We start from the raw sequence: 19,715 nt of genomic DNA on the forward strand, positions 1-19,715 counted from the left end.
CGACAGCGCCTTTTTTTGCATAGCGGATCAAACAGCGGCCGCCAGGGCAGCCGCATGCTTCATTACACTACTTTTGGCTCGGCGCTGCGCAAACGGATGTGCAGTTCACGCAATTGCTTCTCGTCCACTTCCGACGGCGCATGGGTCAGCAAGTCTTGCGCGCGCTGGGTTTTCGGGAAGGCGATCACGTCGCGGATCGATTCAGAACCCGTCATCATGGTCACGATACGGTCCAGGCCGAATGCCAGGCCGCCATGCGGTGGCGCGCCGTATTGCAGGGCGTCGAGCAGGAAGCCGAACTTCAGCTGCGCTTCTTCGGCATCGATCTTCAGTGCGCGGAACACTTTCGACTGCACTTCTTCGCGGTGGATACGGATCGAACCGCCGCCCAGTTCCCAGCCGTTCAAGACCATGTCGTAGGCCTTGGCGATGCAGGCGCCCGGATCGCTTTCCAGCATGTCTTCATGGCCGTCTTTTGGCGCCGTGAATGGATGGTGGGTTGCCGTCCAGCGGTCCGCTTCTTCGTCGTGCTCGAACATCGGGAAGTCGACCACCCACAATGGCTTCCACACGTCTTCGAACAGGCCGGCTTTCTTGCCGAACTCGCTGTGACCGATTTTCACGCGCAGCGCGCCGATGGCGTCGTTGACGACCTTGGCCTTGTCCGCGCCGAAGAAGATCAGGTCGCCGTCTTGCGCGCCCGTCTGCTCGAGGATCGTGGCCAGCACGTCGGCAGGCAGGAACTTGACGATCGGCGACTGCAAGCCTTCAGGCCCCTTGGCTTTCTCGTTGACCTTGATGTAAGCGAGGCCCTTGGCGCCGTAGATGGCGACGAACTGGGTGTAGGCATCGATTTCCGAACGGGGCATGCTGCCGCCTTGCGGTACGCGCAGGGCAACCACGCGGCCGCCTTTCATGTTGGCGGCGCCGTTGAAGACCTTGAACTCGACCGATTTCATGACTTCCGTCAAGTCCGTGAAGGCCAGCTTGACGCGCATGTCCGGCTTGTCGGAACCGTACAGGCCCATCGCTTCGGCGAAATCCATCACCGGGAACGGGTTCGGCAGATCGATGTCCAGGGTGTTCTTGAAGACGACGCGGATCATGTCTTCGAACAGGTCGCGGATTTCCTGTTCCGTCAGGAACGAGGTTTCGCAATCGATCTGCGTGAATTCAGGCTGGCGGTCGGCGCGCAAGTCTTCGTCGCGGAAGCACTTGGTGATCTGGTAGTAACGGTCGAAGTTGGCGACCATCAACAGTTGCTTGAACAACTGTGGCGATTGCGGCAAGGCGAAGAAGCTGCCCGCGTTGACGCGCGACGGCACCAGGTAATCGCGCGCGCCTTCTGGCGTCGACTTGGTCAGCATCGGCGTTTCGATGTCGATGAAACCCAGCGCGTCGAGGTACTTGCGCACTTCCATCGTCACCTTGTAGCGCAGGCGCAGGTTGTTCTGCATTTGCGGGCGGCGCAGGTCCAGCACGCGGTGCGTCAGACGCGTCGTTTCCGACAGGTTGTCGTCGTCCAGCTGGAACGGCACGGGCACGGAAGGGTTCAGCACTTCCAGCTCCGAGCAGACCACTTCGATCTTGCCCGATTTCAGGTTGTTGTTGATCGTGCCTTCGATACGGTTGGTCACGACGCCCGTCACGCGCAGGCAGAATTCGTTGCGCACGGCTTCGGCGACCTTGAACATTTCCGCTTGTTCCGGGTTGCAGACGATTTGCACCAGGCCTTCACGGTCGCGCAAGTCGATGAAAATCAGGCTGCCGTGGTCGCGGCGGCGATGTACCCAGCCGCACAGGCTGACGGTTTGTCCCAGCATGGCTTCGGTAACGAGGCCGCAGTATTCAGTACGCATAGACATAAAATTCTCAGTTCAGGTTAGTGAGTGTTCAATCCGGCCACGTCCCGCATGGGACGCCTGCCTTTATTCTTTGGCTGCCGGGGCCGGTACAGCAACAACTTCCGTAGGCGCCACCACGCCCATCGAGACGATATATTTGAGCGCCGCATCGACACTCATGTCGAGTTCGACGACATCGCTGCGCTTCATCATCAGGAAAAAGCCCGATGTCGGGTTCGGCGTCGTCGGCACGTACACGCTGACAAAGTCGCCCACCAGGTGGTTCGCCGCGTCGCCGCCCGGCACACCGGTCAGGAAAGCGATGGTCCAGGAGTTCTGGTGCGGATACGGCACCAGCACGGCCTTGCGGAACGCATTGCCCGACGGGGAAAACAGGGTATCGGACACTTGCTTGACGCTCGAATACAGGGAATTGACGATGGGTATGCGTTGCAGCAATTTTTCCCACAGTTTCACCACGTAATTGCCGACCAGGTTATTCGTCAGCAAGCCCGTGAAGAACACGATCAGTACCGTCAATACCGTGCCCAGGCCGGGAATGGTGCTCAGCGCGGGAACCTTGTGGCCGAACCAGACGCTGGGCTGCGTACTGCCGGGCACCAGCAGCAGCGACTGGTCCATCGTGCTGATCACCAGATTCAGGACCCAGGCCGTAATGGCCAGGGGCACCAAAATCAGTAATCCGGTAATAAAATATTTACGCATCAGTTTCTCGGTAAGGGATCGTATCGGCGCGGCGCGCTTTCAGTCCGCTTTCGGCGCGGTTGCAGCCGGGGCGGGAGCAGGCACAGCGGCAGGCGCGCTGTCGGCGGCCGCGGCAGGCTTGGCGTTGTCGGCCGGGCCCGTCGGAATGGCCGTGGTGGGCGCCGTGCCGCCGCGGAAATCGGTCGCGTACCAGCCGGTGCCCTTCAATTGGAAACCGGCGGCCGTCAATTGTTTCTTGAAACTGGGCTTGCCGCACGACAGGCACACCGTCAGTACTGGATCGGAGATCTTTTGCAAGACATCCTTGGCAAAACCACACTCGTCACAACGGTAAGCGTAAATCGGCATCTCTACTCCGAGAAAATCATCAAAAACCCTGAATTATAAAGCTTTTCCATTACTCCCAGCGGAAATTGCCCGGCCCGCCTCACTGCGCCCGGCGGCGCCAGCTCATCCAGCGCTCCTTGCCCGCGAAGACGGCGATGGAATCATCGACGGCTTCATCGGCCAGGCAGTCGAAATGCGGCGCCAGCAATTCCTGCAGTTTCTCACGTGAAATGCCGAATGGCGGTCCCTTGGCATTGTCGTCAAAGAAAAAGTAACCGGCCAGCATGGCGCCCGGCGCCAGCAGCTGTGCCCAGCGGGCCGCCACTTGCGGCCACATGGCGCGCGGCATGGCGCACAAAAAGGCCCGTTCATAGATCAGGTCCAGCGGTGCGACAGGTTCCCAGGCAAAGAAATCGGCTTCCACCACCTGCACTGCCCGTTCGCCGACGACGGCGCGCGCGGCGGCCACGGCGGCCGGCGAAAAGTCGATGGCCGTGGCATCCCAGCCGTGATCGAGCATGAAAACCAGCTCATAGGCCGAGCCGCAGCCGGGAATCAGGCAGCGCAGCGGCGCCGGGCTGCCCGCAACGAAGCTGCGCAGGCGCGTGGGCACGCCGCCGTGGTCCCAGGGCGTGAATTGCTTCTCGAAACGCTCGTCCCAGAAGGCGGGCGAGAGCGGATCGCGGGTATCGAAGTCAGCCATCACTTACGTCCTCAGCCTTTAAAACGGCAGTTGATGCCAGCGCATGAACACTTGCAAGCCCAGCGCGCCGAGGGCGAAGGCGCCCACGAAGTACACGATAAAGCTCAGCAGGCGATTCGTCTGGCGTTGTTCCGCCAGCAAGGTTTTCATGAGCTCCACATCGTTTTCACGCGGCTCGCCATGCACCGTCAAGGCCTGATGCAGCAAGCGCGGCAGTTGCGGGAAGATGTGCGCATAACGGGGCGCCTCGGCGCGCAGGCGCTCCATGAAGCCTTGCGGTCCCACCTGGTTGCTCATCCATTTTTCCAGGTAGGGCTTGGCCGTTTGCCACAGGTCCAGCTCCGGGTCCAGCTGCCGGCCCAGGCCTTCGATATTGAGCAGGGTCTTTTGCAGCAGCACCAGTTGCGGCTGCACTTCCACGTTGAAGCGGCGCGAGGTCTGGAACAGGCGCAGCAAAACTTGCCCAAAAGAAATATCCTTCAGCGGACGGTCGAAGATCGGCTCGCAGCAGGCGCGCACGGCCGCTTCCAGCTCATCGACGCGCGTGTCCTTCGGCGCCCAGCCCGATTCGATGTGCGCTTCGGCCACGCGTTTGTAATCGCGGCGGAAGAAGGCGAGGAAGTTTTGCGACAAATAATCCTTGTCGTAGTCGTTCAAGGTACCCACGATGCCGAAGTCGAGCGCGATGTAGCGGCCGAACGAGTCGGGCGCGATGGAAACGAGAATATTGCCCGGGTGCATGTCAGCATGGAAAAAGCCGTCGCGGAATACTTGCGTGAAGAAAATCTCCACGCCATCGCTGGACAGTTTGCGCAAATCCACGCCGGCCGCCACCAGGCGCTCCGTCTGCGACACGGGGATGCCATACATGCGTTCCATGACGATGACGCTGCTGGAACAGTAATCCCAGTGCATTTCCGGCACCAGCAGCAAGTCCGAGTTGGCGAAATTGCGGCGCAGCTGGCTGGCGTTGGCCGCCTCGCGCATCAGGTCCAGCTCATCGTGCAGGTATTTGTCGAACTCGCCCACCACTTCTTTCGGTTTCAAGCGCTTGCTGTCGGCCCACAGGCGGCTGGTCCAGTCGGCGGCGATGTGCATCAGCGCCACGTCTTCGTCGATCAGCTTTTTCATGCCTGGACGCAAGACTTTCACGGCCACTTCGCGCCCGTCTTTCAGGGTGGCAAAGTGCACCTGGGCAATCGAGGCCGACGCCACCGGCTCGCGCTCGAAGCGGGCAAACAACTGATCCGGGTGCGCGCCGAGCGACTTGGTGATTTGCGCGATGGCCAGGTCGGAATCAAACGGCGGCACGCGGTCTTGCAGGCGCGCCAGCTCTTCGGCGATGTCGAGCGGCATCAAATCGCGCCGGGTCGACAGCACCTGGCCGAATTTAACGAAGATCGGGCCCAGCTCTTCCAGCGCCAGGCGCAGGCGCAAGCCCCGTGGCGACGACAGGTCGCGCCAGAAAATCAGGGTGTCGATCAATTTGGCGGTGCGGGGAACTTGCAGACCAGAAATCGCTATTTCATCCAGACCGTACTTGATGGAAACACGGATGATTTTAAACAGGCGCAGGAATTTCAATATCATGTAGACAAATCCGGTGAGGAGGACTGCGGCTGGACGGCGGCGGCCGCCTTTTCCAGCCGGGCAAGGCGCTTGGCCAGGCGTTCGACGTCATCGCGCACGCGCGTCACGCCAGCGGAATACTCTTGCAAGGTAGAAGGACGGATCAGCATGGGCTGTTCGTCGAGAAAATATTCGGCCACGTTTTCCGCCAGCTTTTGCTGGCCCGTGCGCACAAAGGCGGCAGCATCCTTGGCGCCGGCAACGAGGCGCGTGGCCAGCATGGGGCCGACGACCTTTTCCAGGTCGTGCTCGGCTTCCCAGCGCAAGCCCTTGCTCAATTGCGAAATCGCGTTGGCAAACTCGGCATCGCCTTCGATCTTGACGTAGGAAAACGCCCGCTCGCGGTTTTGCAGGATCAGCGGCACATCGGACAATTTGACGCGGATGGTGACGTTGGCCAGCATGTCGGCCGGCGCCGCCTCGAGCATGCCGGCGCTGTCAATGCGCAGGCGCAAGGCCACGGCGCCCGTGTCGATGCAGGCCAGCTTGCCGGCGTGCACGGCCAACTGCTGGCGCGCCCACGACTCTTGCGCCAGCAAATGGTTGAGTGTCGCGATGACGGGCGTCATCAGGGAAAGATCGGAAAGTGGTGCCATCATGTTGCGCGCTTCGCGCCCCCAAAAAGAAAAAACCGCCCGTAAAACAACGTGGGCGGTTTCGATCTTACCAGTTCAGCAGGAAATATCTGTTAAGCATCATGCATTCCGCATGGACTTAAGCCAGTATTCAGCAAGTTTTTACAATTAATTCAATTGCTGGATGCCTGCCAGGACCCAACCGCTATTGCCGCTGACGGGTTTCGACATATTCCATACTTCCGCGAACGGTTCCGCCGCGGCGCCCGGCGCCGAACGGATCAGGCCAGTAAACTTCACGCTGGCCAGGTAATCGTTGACGCTCGTCTCGATGCCCAGCAGTTCAGCATCGATGGTGACGACGTCCGTAAAGTCCGGCTGCGCGCCCCGTTCCTGGATTTGCATGCGCAGTTCCGCATACACTTCCGGCGACGTGAATTCGCGGATATCGTTAACGTCGGCCTTGTCCCAGGCCGCTTGCAGGCGAATGAAATTGCTTTTCGCGTGACGCAGGAACGCTTCCTTGTCGAAGTCGCTTGGCACCCCCCATGGCGCGGCAGCCGGCACCGGCTTGTCCAGGCCTACGCCGGACAAGACAGGCTGCAGCGGCGGCAGCGGTGGAATGCGCGAACCGATGTCAGGCACGTTGCCAGCTGGCGCAGGCTGGTTGCCGAAACCGGCGAACGGCGCATTGCCGCTGCTATTGCTGTCGCGCTTGCCGCGCACCATACGGTAGATAAAGTAAGCCACGCCGGCCAGCAAGGCCACCATCAGCAAGGTGCTGATCATGCTGGCCAGGGCGCCGCCCAGGCCGAAATGCGACAGCAGCGCGCCCAGGCCCAGGCCCAGCAAGGCGCCGCCCAATAAACCCTTCCAGCGGCTCGGTGCCTTGGCGGCAGGGGCCGGCGCGGGAGCCGGCGCGGGTTGCGCCTGGCGTGGCGCAGCAGCCGGCGCCGGCGCTGGGGCCGGTGCGGGCGCCTGGCGGCCCACGTTTTGCGACTGGCGGCCAAACGAACGGCCACCGCCCATGGGACGGGCCAGCGCCTCGCCCAGCATGGATACCGTGGTCGCGGCCAGCATCATGCCAACCATAAATTTCTTCAATTTCATTCCATCTCCTAAAAACACCAACGTTGATGCATTACATCTTGATACCGGTGTGCAAAGCGGCAATGCCTGCCGTCAAATTGTAGTACTGCACGCGTTCCAGACCCGCCGTTTCCATCATGGTCTTCAGGGTTTCCTGGTCCGGATGCATGCGGATCGATTCGGCCAGGTAGCGGTAGCTTTCCGCGTCGCCGGCGATTTTCTGTCCGAACCACGGCAAGACCGAGAACGAATACAGGTCGTACGGCTTTTGCAGGGGCGCCGCCACCTTGGAAAACTCCAGCACCAGCAGCTTGCCGCCCGGTTTCAGCACGCGGCGCATTTCCGCCAGCGCCACATCCTTGTGCGTCATATTGCGCAGGCCAAAGGCCACGCTGACACGGTCGAAATAATTATCGGGGAATGGCAGTTTTTCCGCGTCACACAACATGGTGGGGGTGAGCAAGCCGCGATTCAAGAGGCGGTCGCGGCCCACGCGCAACATCGATTCATTGATATCGGTCAGCCAGACTTCGCCGGTAGGACCCGCCTGCTTGGCAAACGCCTTCGACAGGTCGCCCGTGCCGCCGGCAATGTCGAGCACCTTGAAACCGGGGCGCACGCCCGCATTGGCAATGGTGAACGTCTTCCACAGACGGTGCAGCCCGCCCGACATCAAGTCGTTCATCACGTCGTATTTGGCAGCGACGGAATGGAACACCTTGGCGACTTCGCGCACTTTGTCGTCTTCTGCAACTGTTTTGTATCCGAAATGGGTCGTATTGGTCATGGTAGGCAGTCTGTTTGAACTTGGGAGCATTATACAAGCGGCAGGCGCATTTCCCCGTGACGCCGGAGAAGGTATTGCCTTTCCACTGCATTCGAAGCCAGCATTGCTGCTTGGGCATACGCCGCCAGCGCCCCCGGCCGGTCGCCCTGGCGGCGCAGCAAGTCGGCCCGGGCCGCGTGCAGATAATGCGATCGCGCCAGGCTGGGCACGGCTTCCAGGCGATCCAGCCACGCCAGCCCGTGTGCGGCCCCATGCGCCATGGCGCAGGCGATCACGGCATTGAGCAAAATCAAGGGTTCCGGCTTGTGCCGCAGCAAAGCGCCGTACAGGGCGCTGATCTGGCGCCAGTCCGTCTGCCCGGCCGTGGGCGCTTTGGCGTGCAAGGCGGCAATGGCCGCCTGCAGCTGATATGGCCCTGGCACACGCGCCGGCAAGGCCAGTTCCAGCAGCGCCAGTCCCTCGGCAATCAAGCTCTCCTGCCACAGGCGGCGGTCCTGCTCTTCCAGGGTCAGCAAATGCCCCTCGGGCGACAAACGGGCCGGGCCGCGCGACGCCTGCAGCAGCATCAAGGCCAATAGCCCCTGCACTTCCGGCTGGCCCGGCTGCAGGTTGTCCAGCAAGCGCCCCAGGCGCAGCGCCTCGGCGCACAGGTCCGCGCGCAGCAGGGTGTCGCCGCCGCTGGCGCAATAGCCTTCGCTGAACACCAGGTAAATCACGTGCAGCACCTGCGCCAGCCGTGGCTGCAATTCTTGTTCCGGCGGCAACTCGAAGGGGATACGCGCTTCGGCGATCTTGCGCTTGGCGCGCAATAGCCGCTGCGACAGGGCAGCTTCCGCCACGCCGAAGGCCCGCGCGATCTCGCCCGTGGACAGGCCACACAGGGTGCGCAGGGCCAGCGCCACCTGCGCCTCGGGTGCCAGCGCAGGGTGGCAGCAGATGAACAGCAGGCGCAGGCGATCGTCTTCGATGGCAGGCGCTTCTTCAATCACGGGCGCAGGCAGGCCGGAGAACACGGCCTCGGCCTCGGTGACGCTCTTGCCCGCGCGGCGCACGTGATCGAGGCCCGCATTGCGCGCCACGGAACTGAGCCAGGCGGCGGGATTATCGGGGATGCCCGTGCGCGGCCACAGTTCCAGCGCCTTGCGGCACGCTTCCTGCAACACATCTTCCGCCAGGCCCAGGTCGCCGAATCGCCGCATCAGGCCGGCCAGCACCCTGCCCTTTTCCTGGCGAAAGACGTGCCCGACGGCCGCAACGGCGTCGCCGGCCATCGTCAAGCCGTCACGGGCCGCACTTCGATGGTGCCCAAGGAGGCCACCGGGCAACGCCCAGCCCAGGCCAGCGCCTCGTCCAGGTTGGCGCAGGCTAGCAGATAGTAGCCGCCCAGCTGCTCCTTGGTTTCCGCGAACGGCCCATCCGTGATGACGGGCTTGCCATTGCGCACCCGCACGCTGGTGGCGCTGCCCACAGGCGCCAGCTCGGCACCGCCGCGCAGCACGCCAGCGGCTTCTAGGTCCTGCGTATAGCTGGCAAAGTCGGCCATCAGACTGGCCATCTGGCCCTCTTCCATGGATTCATAGCGGGCCTCGTCGGCGTAGATCAGGATCAGGTATTCCATAGTCTCTTCTCCAAAAGAAAAATGCCCGCAAGCGCGGGCATTCATACGACGAACGGGGCGGCGGCAATCCGACAAGATTACCGCATTTATTTTTCCTTAATGCTTATGCCCGCAGCTCGGTCCATGGACGTGGCCGCCGGATGACTGCTTGACCGTCATGTCGGCCTTGGCGTCGCGGCCGCTGTCGCCGGGATAGCCGGCTGCCGCCAGCTGGTCCAGGTAGGCTTGCCACAGTTTGTCTTTTTCCGCGCCCAGCTTGTACAAATATGCCCACGTGTACAGGCCGGAATTGTGGCCATCGCTGAAGGTCGGCTGCACGGCGTAGTTGCCGACCGGTTCCAGGCTCGTGATGCCGACCAAACGCTTGCCTAACTGCAAGGTTTCCTGGCCCTTGCCATGGCCCTGCACTTCGGCCGACGGCGAGTACACGCGCAGGTATTCGAACGGCAACGCAAATTCGCTGCCGTCGTCAAACGCCACGTCGAGCACGCGCGACTGGTTGTGCACGGTCAAGCCGGTGGGTTGCGGTGTTGCTGCTTTTTCAGTCATGACGATACTTTATGCGGATAAACGTTGAATGATGGCGTCGCGCAAGGCCGGCAGCAGGGCGCGGCGCGCGGCCAGCACCTCGGGCGCCGTTTCGCGCTGCACGACGGCCCAGCTGGGGTTCGGGAAATGCGCGTCGTCGCGGTAGCGGGGAATCACGTGCCAGTGCACGTGCGGCGTCATGTTGCCGAAACTGGCCACGTTGACCTTTTCCGGCTGCATCACTTCACGCACGGCCAGTTCGACTTGCCACACGACTTCCATGACGTAGTTGCGCTCGCCAGGCGTCAAGTCCGTCATTTCCTTGACGTGCTTGTTCCAGATCACCCGGCAAAATCCGGGATAGGCGGCGTCATCGACGGCCACGACGGACAGGCGCTCGCTGCGCCACAGCAAGGTCTCCAGACCCTGCTTGTTGGCGTAGCCGTCCAGCAGTGTGCACAGATCGCAGGTCACACCAACACCCGTTCAATGCCGCCGTCATTGGCGCGTTTCACGTAATCCGGCATCCAGTTCTCTCCCAGCAAGTGTTTGGCGATCTCGACGACGATGTAGTCGGCCGTTGTGCCCGAATCGTCATTGTAGCGCGAGAGTCCTTGCAGGCACGACGGGCAGCTGGTGAGGATTTTCACGTCGCCTGTAAAACCGTCGCCGCGCAGCTTATCGGCGCCCTTGACCATCTCTTCTTCCTTGCGGAAACGCACTTGCGTGGAAATGTCGGGGCGCGTGACGGCCAGCGAACCCGATTCGCCGCAGCAACGGTCATTCTTCTCGATCTTCACGTTGTCTACCGTGCTGATCAGGGAATTGATGGTCTTGCCCGATTCCTGCAGCTTCATCGGATTGTGGCATGGCTCGTGGTACATATAGCGCGTGCCGTTGACGCCTTCCAGCTTGACGTTTTTCTCCAGCAAATACTCATGGATATCCATGATGCGGCAGCCGGGGAAAATCTTCTCGAACTGGTACGTCGCCAGCTGGTCGTAACAGGTGCCGCACGAGACGAGCACCGTCTTGATGTCCAGGTAATTGAGCGTGTTGGCCATGCGGTGGAACAGGACGCGGTTGTCCGTCATCATCTTCTCGGCCTTGTCGAACTCGCCCGCACCGCGCTGCGGATAACCGCAGCACAGGTAGCCCGGTGGCAAGACCGTCTGCACGCCCACTTCCCACAGCATCGCTTGCGTGGCCAGGCCCACTTGCGAGAACAGACGCTCCGAACCGCAGCCAGGGAAGTAGAACACGGCTTCCGTATCGGCCGTCGTCGTCTTCGGATTACGGATGATCGGGATAACCTTGTCGTCTTCGATATCGAGCAGCGCGCGCGCCGATTTCTTCGGCAGGTTGCCCGGCATCTTTTTGTTGATGAAGTGGATCACCTGCGCCTTGACGGGCGGCTTGCCTGTCGATGGCGGCGGCGCCTTGGTTTGCTTCTTGGCAAATTTCTTCAGCAAATCATGGCCCAGGCGCTGTGCCTTGTAACCCCAGCCGATCATGACCTTGCGCGTGGCGTTGATGGTCACGGGATCGGTGGCGTTGAGGAACATCATCGTGGCCTTGGTACCAGGATTGAAGCTCTTCTTGTCCATCTTGCGCAACAAGTTGCGCATGTTCATCGACACGTCGCCAAAGTCGATGTTGACCGGGCAAGGCGTCACGCATTTATGGCAGACCGTGCAGTGGTCGGCCACGTCCTCGAACTCTTCCCAATGCTTGATGGAAATACCGCGGCGCGTCTGCTCTTCGTACAGGAACGCTTCGATCAGGGACGAGGTCGCCAAAATTTTATCGCGCGGCGAATACAGCAAGTTGGCGCGCGGCACATGGGTCGAGCACACGGGTTTGCACTTGCCGCAACGCAAGCAATCCTTGACGCTGTCGGCGATGGCGCCGATATCGCTTTGCTGCATGATCAGCGATTCGTGTCCCATCAGGCCGAACGATGGCGTGTAAGCATTGCGTAAGTCGGCACCCATGCCTGGCAAGTTCAGCAATTTACCCTTGTTGAAACGGCCTTCCGGATCGATGCGCTGCTTGTAGCTGCGGAAGTCGCCGATTTCTTCTTCCGTCAGGAATTCCAGCTTGGTAATGCCGATACCGTGCTCGCCGGAAATGACGCCATTGAGCGAACGGGCCAAAATCATGATGCGGCCTACGGCTTCGTGGGCATCCTGCAGCATTTCGTAATTGTCCGAGTTGACGGGCAAGTTCGTGTGCACGTTGCCGTCGCCAGCATGCATGTGCAGCGCGACAAACACGCGGCTACGCAAGATGCGCGCGTGAATCGCGGTGGCCTCGTCGAGGATCAGCTTGAAGGCGGCGCCGTTGAAAATCTGGCGCAGCTGGGCGCGGATTTCCTGCTTCCACGTGATGCGCACGGTGCGGTCCTGCACCACGTCGAACAATGTCGCGTTCGGCTGCGTTTCCAGGCGTGCTTCGAACACGGGCAGCAAGCGCTCCATGCCCAGTTCGGCCAATTCACCCTTCGCGTCGACCAGCGGACGGTCCAGCTGGGCCAGCAGATAGGTCCAGCGTGCCGTGACTTGCGCCAGCAGCAGCTGCGCCTGCTCGGCGCGGTCGCCCAGCATTTCAGCGTCGTCCACGCGGTCGTCCGATGCATCGTCGCTCTTGCCGATTGGCAAGTTGCCCTTGGCAAAGAACGCGCTCAGGGCGTCGGCCAGTTGCAACTTGTTCTTGATCGACAGCTCGATATTGATGCGCTCGATGCCATCCGTGTATTCGCCCATGCGGTTCAGGGGAATCACCACGTCTTCATTGATCTTGAACGCGTTGGTGTGCTTGGCGATCGCCGCCGTGCGGGCACGATCTAACCAGAATTTCTTGCGCGCTTCCGGGCTGACGGCAACAAAACCTTCACCCACGCGGGTGTTGGCAATACGCACCACTTCCGACGCCGCTTGCGCGACGGCATTTTCATCGTCGCCGACGATGTCGCCAAACAGGGCCATCTTCGGCAACACGCCCCGCTTCGACTTGGTGGCGTAGCCGACGGCGCGCAGGTAGCGCTCGTCCAGATGTTCCAGGCCCGCCAGGCGCAGGGTCGTGTATTGCTCGCCTTTCGCCGGCAAGCCGTCCAGGTAATCCTTGATTTCCACGATCGACGGGATCGCGTCGCGCGCCTGGCCGAAGAATTCCAGGCAGACGGTGCGGGCGAATTTCGGCATCTTGTGCAAAATCCAGCGCGCCGACGTGATCAAACCGTCGCAACCTTCCTTCTGGATGCCCGGCAAGCCGGCGAGGAACTTGTCCGTCACGTCCTTGCCCAGGCCCTCCTTGCGGAACTTGCGGCCAGGAATTTCCAAAATTTCCGTCTTGAACGGCGCGTTCGGTTTTGTCGCGTCGCGCGTGCTCGGGTGGCGCCATTCCAGCTGGAAGCGTGCCAGTGCGATATCGTGGATCTTGCCCAGATTATGGTCGAGGCGGGTGACGTCGAGCCAGTCGCCGTTCGGGTCGACCATGCGCCACGAGGCTAGGTTGTCCAGCGCCGTGCCCCACAACACGGCTTTCTTGCCGCCCGCATTCATGGCGACGTTGCCGCCGATGCACGAAGCGTGGGCCGAGGTCGGGTCGACGGCAAACACGAAACCGGCCTTTTCCGCCGCTTCCGACACTTTATTCGTGATCACGCCGGCGCCCGAATTGATCGTCGCGTATTCATGCGTCAAGCCCGGCAAGACCGTCATTTCCACAGCGCCCAGGGTGATGAGTTTTTCCGTGTTGATGACGGCCGACATCGGCGTCAGCGGAATCGCGCCGCCCGTGTAGCCGGTGCCGCCGCCGCGCGGGATGATGGTCAACCCAAGCTCGATACAGCCTTTGACGAGGCCGGCCATTTCTTCTTCCGTGTCCGGCGTGAGCACGACGAACGGGTATTCCACGCGCCAGTCGGTGGCGTCCGTCACGTGCGACACGCGCGTCATGCCGTCGAAACGCACATTGTGTTTTTCCGTGTAGCGGCCCAGCACCTTGACCGTGCGCTTGCGCAAGTCGTAGGTCTTGCGGAATTCGTCGCCAAAGTCGGCCACGGCCTTGCTGGCCGCCTTCAGCAGCAGCTCCACGTTGGCGCTGCGCGCCTTGGCCACTTCCGGCGCTTCGCCGGCCGCCAGCGCGTCGCCGCCGGCCGCATCGATGGACAGGCGACGCTTGTCGACTTCGGCCAAACGGTGATGCAAGGCATCGATCAAGCCCTGGCGGCGCTTCGGATTGTCGAGCAAGTCATCCTGCAGGTAGGGATTGCGGCGCACGACCCAGATATCGCCCAGCACCTCGTACAGCATGCGGGCCGAACGGCCCGTCTGGCGGGCGCCGCGCAGCTCGTCGAGCAGGCGCCAGGAGTCCTCCCCCAACAGGCGTATGACGATCTCGCGATCGGAAAACGACGTGTAGTTATACGGGATTTCGCGCAGGCGGCTTGCTGCGGGACCATTCGGCGTTTCTGCCAGTAAAGCTTGGATTTGTGCGGGAGCGTTCATGGAGTGTGGTGACGATATAGACTGGACCCTAAAGGGCCATTTTATCTTATTGCGCCGCACCATGCGGGAACAGCCTTATGCCGCCCAAGGTTTAAGCACCTCATCCACTCCCATAGCAAATACGGAAAAGCCTTATTTTGCACGAATAAAAAACCAGTTTCCATGATTTTTTGACGCAAAAATGCCAAGAATTGACCTCTACTGCAAACTATCGACCTGCCCGAAAATGGGGCAAACTGGCGTTGCAGGCAGTCCCATTCAGGCCAGCATCTGGCCGATCCGGTGCCATACGCCATCGGGCACGTACAGCAGCAAGCCCGTCATGGTCAGGTAGCGCGCGCACTTGCCGATGGCCATGTAGGCCACGCTGGGCCAGAACGGCAGCTTGAGCCAGCCAGCCAAGGTGCACAGGGGGTCGCCCACGAGCGGCAGCCAGGCCAGCAGCATGGTCTTGGCGCCATAGCGGGCCAGCCAGCGGAACCAGCGCGTGTCGCGCTCCTTGGCGAAAGCCTGCTTGGCCCGGTAGCCGAGCCAGTAGTCGACGATACCGCCCAGGGTATTGCCCAGGGTGGCCACGCCGATGGCGGCCCAGAACAGCGCGGGATTGGCCTTGATGACGGCAAACACGGCCGGCTCCGAGCCGAGCGGCAGCAAGGTGGCGGAAATAAAGCTGATCAGAAAGACCGATGTCAGCCCGACTTCCGGTGCTGCGATCAGCTGCAGCAGCCAGGCGATTGCGGATTCGATCATGGAACACTTCGCGATGCAGTAAGGCTCTCCATTATAATGAAGAGCAGCCTGGGCGCCGCACACATCGCACCGGCCGGCAAAGGCATACCCGCCCGCAGTTCCACAGAGCATTATTGTCGCCAGGCTATCCGCCGCCGCGCCGCCGCTATCGACAGACACGCTCCAGACCCTTTCTGGCCCAGAATCACTTGCTTGCAGACTATGAACATCGACTACCTCAAGAAAATCCTGACCGCCCGCGTCTATGACGTCGCCACCGAAACGCCGCTGGAACTGGCCCCTGCCCTGTCGCAGCGCCTGAACAACCAGATTTACTTCAAGCGCGAAGACATGCAAAGCGTGTTCAGCTTTAAGATTCGTGGCGCCTACAACAAGATGTCCAAGCTCAGCGAAGCGGAACGCAAGCGCGGCGTGATTTGCGCCTCGGCCGGCAACCATGCCCAGGGCGTGGCCCTGTCCGCTGCGCGCATGGGTTGCCGTGCAGTCATCGTCATGCCGACCACCACGCCGCTGGTGAAGGTCGAGGCGGTCAAGGGACGGGGTGGCGTGAACGTGGAAGTGGTGCTGCACGGCGAGTCGTACACGGATGCCTACAACCATGCGCTGACCCTGGAAAAGGAACAGAAGCTGACCTTCGTGCACCCGTTCGACGACCCGGACGTGATCGCCGGTCAGGGCACGATCGGCATGGAAATCCTACGCCAGCACGCCGGCCCCATCCACGCCATCTTCGCCCCCATCGGCGGCGGCGGCTTGATCGCCGGCATTGCCGCCTACGTGAAACAGATTCGCCCCGACATCAAGATCATCGGCGTGCAAAGCGTCGATTCGAACGCCATGGCCCGCTCGCTCAAGGCCGGCGAGCGCGTGACCTTGAACGACGTGGGTCTGTTTGCCGACGGCACGGCCGTGCGCCTGGCCGGCGAGGAAACCTTCCGCCTCGTGCAGGCGTATGTCGATGAAATCATCACGGTCGACACGGACGCCATCTGCGCCGCCATCAAGGATGTGTTTACGGATACGCGTTCCATCCTGGAACCGTCCGGCGCACTGGCCGTGGCCGGTGCCAAGGCCTATGTGGAACGGGCCAGCCTGTCGAAACACCCGATCAACAATGAAACCCTGGTCACCATCGCCAGCGGCGCGAACATGAATTTCGACCGGCTGCGCTTTGTCGCGGAACGGGCCGAACTGGGCGAATTCCGCGAAGCCGTGTTTGCCGTCACCATGCGCGAACAGCGGGGTAGCTTCAAGCGCTTCTGCTCGCTCATCGGCGCGCGCAACGTGACGGAATTCAATTACCGCATCAGCGATGAAAAAGCCGCGCACGTGTTCGTCGGCATTCAAATTGCCGACCGGCATGAGTCAAGCGTGCTGGCGAAGACCTTCGAGGAACATGAATTCAAGACCCTGGACCTGACCCACGACGAGCTGGCCAAGTCGCATATCCGCCACCTGGTGGGCGGCAAGAGCCGCCTGGCCCAGGACGAACTGCTGTACCGCTTTGAATTCCCCGAGCGCCCGGGCGCGCTGATGCGCTTCCTCGACAGCATGGCGCCGAACTGGAATATTTCCCTGTGCCATTACCGCAGCCAAGGCGGCGACGTGGGCCGCATCCTGATCGGCCTGCAAGTGCCGCCCGATGAGATGGGAGAATTCGCCCGCTTCCTCGATACCCTCGGGTATCGTTACTGGGATGAGAGCAGCAATCCTGTGTATAAATTATTTTTGGGGTAATCACCCCAATTGCAAATGCTGGGGTCCGACCCGTCGGGTCTGACCCCTGTCCTTGCCGTTGGGCTGAAATAGGCTACCATGCGTCCTTGACTGAATTCACGCCACACGACCATGACCACCACCAACGACCTCGCCGAACTGTCTCCCTTGGGCAAAAGCTCCGCCTACCGTACCAATTACGCGCCGGAACTGCTGTTTCCCATTCCCCGCCAGGGCAAGCGCGACGAGCTGGAGTTGCACGGCACACTGCCGTTCTTTGGCCTCGATATCTGGAATGCGTATGAACTGTCGTGGCTGAACCAGCGCGGCAAGCCGCAGGTGGCCATTGCCAAGGTCAGCGCGCCGGCCGATTCGCCGAACATTATCGAATCGAAATCGTTCAAGCTGTACCTGAACTCGTTCAACCAGACCAAGCTGGACAGCCCGGATGCGCTGCTGACCCTGCTCAAGCAGGATTTATCGAACGGTTTCGGCGCCCCCGTGCAAGTGGAACTGACCTTGCAGGAAGATTTCGGCAAGCTGAAGATGGGCGAATTCAACGGCGTGCTGCTCGACCGCCTGGACCTGGAAATCACGCAATACACGCCCTCGCCGCTGTTGCTGAAAGCTGCCCTGGATGAAGCGCCGGTGGAAGAAAAACTCGTCTCGCACTTGCTCAAATCGAATTGCCTGGTGACGGGCCAGCCCGACTGGGGCAGCGTGCAGATCGAGTATGCGGGCCCGCAGATCGACCAGGAAAGCCTGTTGCGCTACCTGATCGGTTTCCGCGAACACAATGAATTCCACGAGCAATGCGTGGAGCGCATCTTTGTCGATATCTTGCGTCAGTGCAAGCCGCAAAAACTGTCCGTGTATGCGCGCTATACGCGCCGCGGCGGCCTCGACATCAATCCATGGCGCAGCAACTTCAGCACGGGAGCGATGCCGGGCAATCTGCGCAACGCCCGTCAGTAACAACCAAGCACCTCCAGGCAAACAACAAAACCATGCCAGCAGGAATGTTGGCTGTGTTTTAAAACAACGTTGCAGTAGTGCCGCAGAGCATGTCACAGACGCTGAAAAATCGGAAAATCGGCATTCGGCGGCGGAAAAACCGGCGCGCCGCGTGTTTTTAATCAAGAAATAGCCGATACACGCCGATGTTATTTTTTTGCTAAAATGATGGCCACGTGGGCTGTAGCGTCCACTGCGCCCGCAGCGGGCGTATACTGTTGAGAATTGGCGTTACAGGCCGCCGAAACAGGCCTATAATTCGGCTCGCAAGCCCTCTGCGCATTGCACCATTTCATTGAGTGTCATGACTAATCTTAGCAAAATATTATCCCTCGAAAACGTCCTGCTGGACCTGGAAGTCTCGAGTAAAAAGCGCGCCTTCGAGCAAGCCGGCCTGATCTTCGAAAACAATTACGGCATCGCCCGCTCTACCGTCTCGGACAATCTGTTTGCCCGCGAACGCCTGGGCTCGACTGGTCTGGGCCATGGCGTGGCCGTGCCGCATGGCAGAGTCAAGGGCAGCAAAACCTTGAAATCGCCGCTGGGCGCCTTCGTGCGCCTGGCCGAGCCGATTCCCTTCGAGTCGCCCGATGGCAAGCCCGTCAATCTGCTGTTTTTCCTGCTGATTCCCGATCATGTCACCCAGCAACATCTGGAAATCCTGTCGGAAATCGCCGAAATGTTTTCCGATGATGCCTTCCGTACGGCGCTGGCCACGGATCCGGAACCGAAATCCGTGCATTCGCGCATCGTCAATTGGCAACCCAGTCTGCAAGCGGCGGGTTAAACTTCAGGTATTCCTCCACTCCTGAAGAAGACTGCCATGTTGCAAACGCCGCTGACGATACAACGCCTGTACGACGATAATCGTGAAAGTCTGCAACTGGGCTGGTTCGCCGGCTTCCCCGGCGGCGAGCGCCTCATCTCGGGCGACGTCTCGTCGGCCGCCGACCAGGTAGGCCACTTGAACCTGATCCATCCGGGCCGCATCCAGGTCTTCGGCCACCAGGAAATCAATTACTACCAGCGCCTGAAGGTCAACACGCGCACCCACGTGATCGGCGAACTGATCGCCGGCGGCCCGCCCGCGCTGATCATCGCGCAAGGGCTGGAAACGCCGCCCGACATCCTCGCCATCTGCGACGAGCAAAACATTCCCCTGTTCTCCACCCCGCTGCCGGCCGCGCAAGTGATCGACTTCCTGCGTGTCTACCTGTCCAAAAAACTGGCGCAGCGCATCATCATGCATGGCGTGTTCATGGACGTGCTGGGCGTGGGCGTGCTGATCACGGGCGATTCGGGCCTGGGCAAGAGCGAGCTGGGGCTGGAACTGATTTCGCGCAGCCACGGCCTGGTGGCCGATGACGCCGTCGAATTCTCGCGCATCGCGCCGAACATGATCGAAGGCCGCTGCCCGCCTTTGCTGCAAAACCTGCTGGAAGTGCGGGGCCTGGGCTTACTCGACATCAAGGCCATCTTTGGCGAAACGGCCGTGCGCCGCAAGATGCGTTTGAAACTGATCGTGCACCTCGTGCGCCGCAACGCGCTGGAAGAAGAAGTCGAGCGCCTGCCTTTCCTGTTCCCCACGGAAGACGTGCTGGGCTTACCCGTGCGCAAGGTCGTCATCCCCGTCGCCGCCGGCCGCAACATCGCCGTGCTGCTGGAAGCGGCCGTACGCAATACGATACTGCAGCTGCGCGGCATCGATACCTTGCAGGAATTCATGGAGCGGCAACGACTCGCCATGAGTGGCGATTAATGTTGCCAAGGAGTTCGCCCTTGCAAGGGCGAACCGTTACGCAGGCACGCAGCAGTGCTGCGTGAATTCCCTGCTGCACCAACGACTCGCCATGAGTGGCGATTAATGTTGCCAAGGAGTTCGCCCTTGCAAGGGCGAA

18 protein-coding genes are annotated in these 19,715 nt (G+C 61.0%); 4 read left to right on the forward strand and 14 right to left on the reverse strand.

Going from position 1 to position 19,715, the window contains the following annotated elements; all coding sequences use genetic code 11:
• Positions 1 to 62: 62 nt before the first annotated feature.
• From aspS to ASN89_RS16570, 14 genes are all read right to left on the reverse strand, one after another.
• Positions 63 to 1,859 carry an aspartate--tRNA ligase gene (gene aspS, locus ASN89_RS16505; RefSeq protein ID WP_035824170.1) on the reverse strand — a complete coding sequence of 599 codons (1,797 nt, stop codon included), beginning with the start codon at positions 1,857 to 1,859 and terminating at the stop codon, positions 63 to 65.
• 69 nt (positions 1,860 to 1,928) lie between these two features.
• Positions 1,929 to 2,570: a DUF502 domain-containing protein gene (locus ASN89_RS16510; protein WP_058050036.1), complete on the reverse strand. Its 642-nt coding sequence runs from the start codon at positions 2,568 to 2,570 to the stop codon at positions 1,929 to 1,931.
• Positions 2,571 to 2,609: 39 nt separating this feature from the next.
• The gene (locus ASN89_RS16515) at positions 2,610 to 2,918 is read right to left on the reverse strand and encodes an FmdB family zinc ribbon protein (protein ID WP_058050037.1); all 309 of its coding nucleotides are present in this window, start codon (positions 2,916 to 2,918) and stop codon (positions 2,610 to 2,612) included.
• A 79-nt stretch (positions 2,919 to 2,997) separates the two neighbouring features.
• Complete coding sequence (locus tag ASN89_RS16520; RefSeq protein ID WP_058050038.1) at positions 2,998 to 3,600, reverse strand: methyltransferase; 603 nt, start codon at positions 3,598 to 3,600, stop codon at positions 2,998 to 3,000.
• 18 nt (positions 3,601 to 3,618) lie between these two features.
• On the reverse strand, positions 3,619 to 5,190 hold the full coding sequence (gene ubiB, locus ASN89_RS16525) for a ubiquinone biosynthesis regulatory protein kinase UbiB (RefSeq protein ID WP_046682125.1): 1,572 nt from the start codon (positions 5,188 to 5,190) through the stop codon (positions 3,619 to 3,621).
• Positions 5,187 to 5,825, reverse strand: a complete 639-nt coding sequence (locus ASN89_RS16530; RefSeq protein WP_058050052.1) for an SCP2 domain-containing protein — start codon at positions 5,823 to 5,825, stop codon at positions 5,187 to 5,189. The genes ubiB and ASN89_RS16530 overlap by 4 nt, the downstream gene beginning before the upstream one ends.
• 147 nt (positions 5,826 to 5,972) lie before the next feature.
• Positions 5,973 to 6,914 (reverse strand): Tim44 domain-containing protein, encoded by a 942-nt coding sequence (locus ASN89_RS16535; RefSeq protein WP_058050039.1) that lies wholly within the window; start codon positions 6,912 to 6,914, stop codon positions 5,973 to 5,975.
• A 31-nt stretch (positions 6,915 to 6,945) separates the two neighbouring features.
• A complete protein-coding gene (ubiE, locus tag ASN89_RS16540) occupies positions 6,946 to 7,680 on the reverse strand; it encodes a bifunctional demethylmenaquinone methyltransferase/2-methoxy-6-polyprenyl-1,4-benzoquinol methylase UbiE (RefSeq protein ID WP_034778407.1) in 735 nt (244 codons plus the stop codon).
• A gap of 29 nt (positions 7,681 to 7,709) precedes the next feature.
• Entirely contained in the window at positions 7,710 to 8,951 is a 1,242-nt protein-coding gene (locus ASN89_RS16545) for an RNA polymerase sigma factor (protein WP_058050040.1), read from the reverse strand.
• Positions 8,952 to 8,953: 2 nt separating this feature from the next.
• On the reverse strand, positions 8,954 to 9,298 hold the full coding sequence (locus tag ASN89_RS16550) for a YciI family protein (RefSeq protein WP_058050041.1): 345 nt from the start codon (positions 9,296 to 9,298) through the stop codon (positions 8,954 to 8,956).
• 96 nt (positions 9,299 to 9,394) lie between these two features.
• Complete coding sequence (locus ASN89_RS16555; protein WP_058050042.1) at positions 9,395 to 9,847, reverse strand: gamma-butyrobetaine hydroxylase-like domain-containing protein; 453 nt, start codon at positions 9,845 to 9,847, stop codon at positions 9,395 to 9,397.
• A gap of 9 nt (positions 9,848 to 9,856) precedes the next feature.
• Positions 9,857 to 10,300 (reverse strand): HIT family protein, encoded by a 444-nt coding sequence (locus tag ASN89_RS16560; protein ID WP_058050043.1) that lies wholly within the window; start codon positions 10,298 to 10,300, stop codon positions 9,857 to 9,859.
• On the reverse strand, positions 10,297 to 14,337 hold the full coding sequence (locus ASN89_RS16565) for a DUF3683 domain-containing protein (protein ID WP_058050044.1): 4,041 nt from the start codon (positions 14,335 to 14,337) through the stop codon (positions 10,297 to 10,299). The genes ASN89_RS16560 and ASN89_RS16565 overlap by 4 nt, the downstream gene beginning before the upstream one ends.
• Before the next feature lie 258 nt (positions 14,338 to 14,595).
• On the reverse strand, positions 14,596 to 15,087 hold the full coding sequence (locus ASN89_RS16570; RefSeq protein WP_046682119.1) for a YqaA family protein: 492 nt from the start codon (positions 15,085 to 15,087) through the stop codon (positions 14,596 to 14,598).
• A gap of 201 nt (positions 15,088 to 15,288) precedes the next feature.
• On the opposite strand from ASN89_RS16570, the gene ilvA reads away from it, so the two are divergent.
• The 4 genes from ilvA to hprK all read left to right on the forward strand — a co-directional run bounded on the left by ilvA (position 15,289) and on the right by hprK (position 19,576).
• Positions 15,289 to 16,824 carry a threonine ammonia-lyase, biosynthetic gene (gene ilvA / locus ASN89_RS16575; protein WP_046682118.1) on the forward strand — a complete coding sequence of 512 codons (1,536 nt, stop codon included), beginning with the start codon at positions 15,289 to 15,291 and terminating at the stop codon, positions 16,822 to 16,824.
• Positions 16,825 to 16,935: 111 nt separating this feature from the next.
• Positions 16,936 to 17,778: an NADPH-dependent 7-cyano-7-deazaguanine reductase QueF gene (gene queF, locus ASN89_RS16580; RefSeq protein ID WP_058050045.1), complete on the forward strand. Its 843-nt coding sequence runs from the start codon at positions 16,936 to 16,938 to the stop codon at positions 17,776 to 17,778.
• 343 nt (positions 17,779 to 18,121) lie between these two features.
• Entirely contained in the window at positions 18,122 to 18,604 is a 483-nt protein-coding gene (locus tag ASN89_RS16585; protein WP_034753339.1) for a PTS sugar transporter subunit IIA, read from the forward strand.
• Between the two features lie 36 nt (positions 18,605 to 18,640).
• Positions 18,641 to 19,576 carry an HPr(Ser) kinase/phosphatase gene (hprK, locus tag ASN89_RS16590; RefSeq protein ID WP_034753337.1) on the forward strand — a complete coding sequence of 312 codons (936 nt, stop codon included), beginning with the start codon at positions 18,641 to 18,643 and terminating at the stop codon, positions 19,574 to 19,576.
• Positions 19,577 to 19,715: the final 139 nt, after the last annotated feature.

Source organism: Janthinobacterium sp. Ant5-2-1, assembly GCF_001445815.1.
Taxonomy (GTDB): domain Bacteria; phylum Pseudomonadota; class Gammaproteobacteria; order Burkholderiales; family Burkholderiaceae_D; genus Janthinobacterium; species Janthinobacterium lividum_E.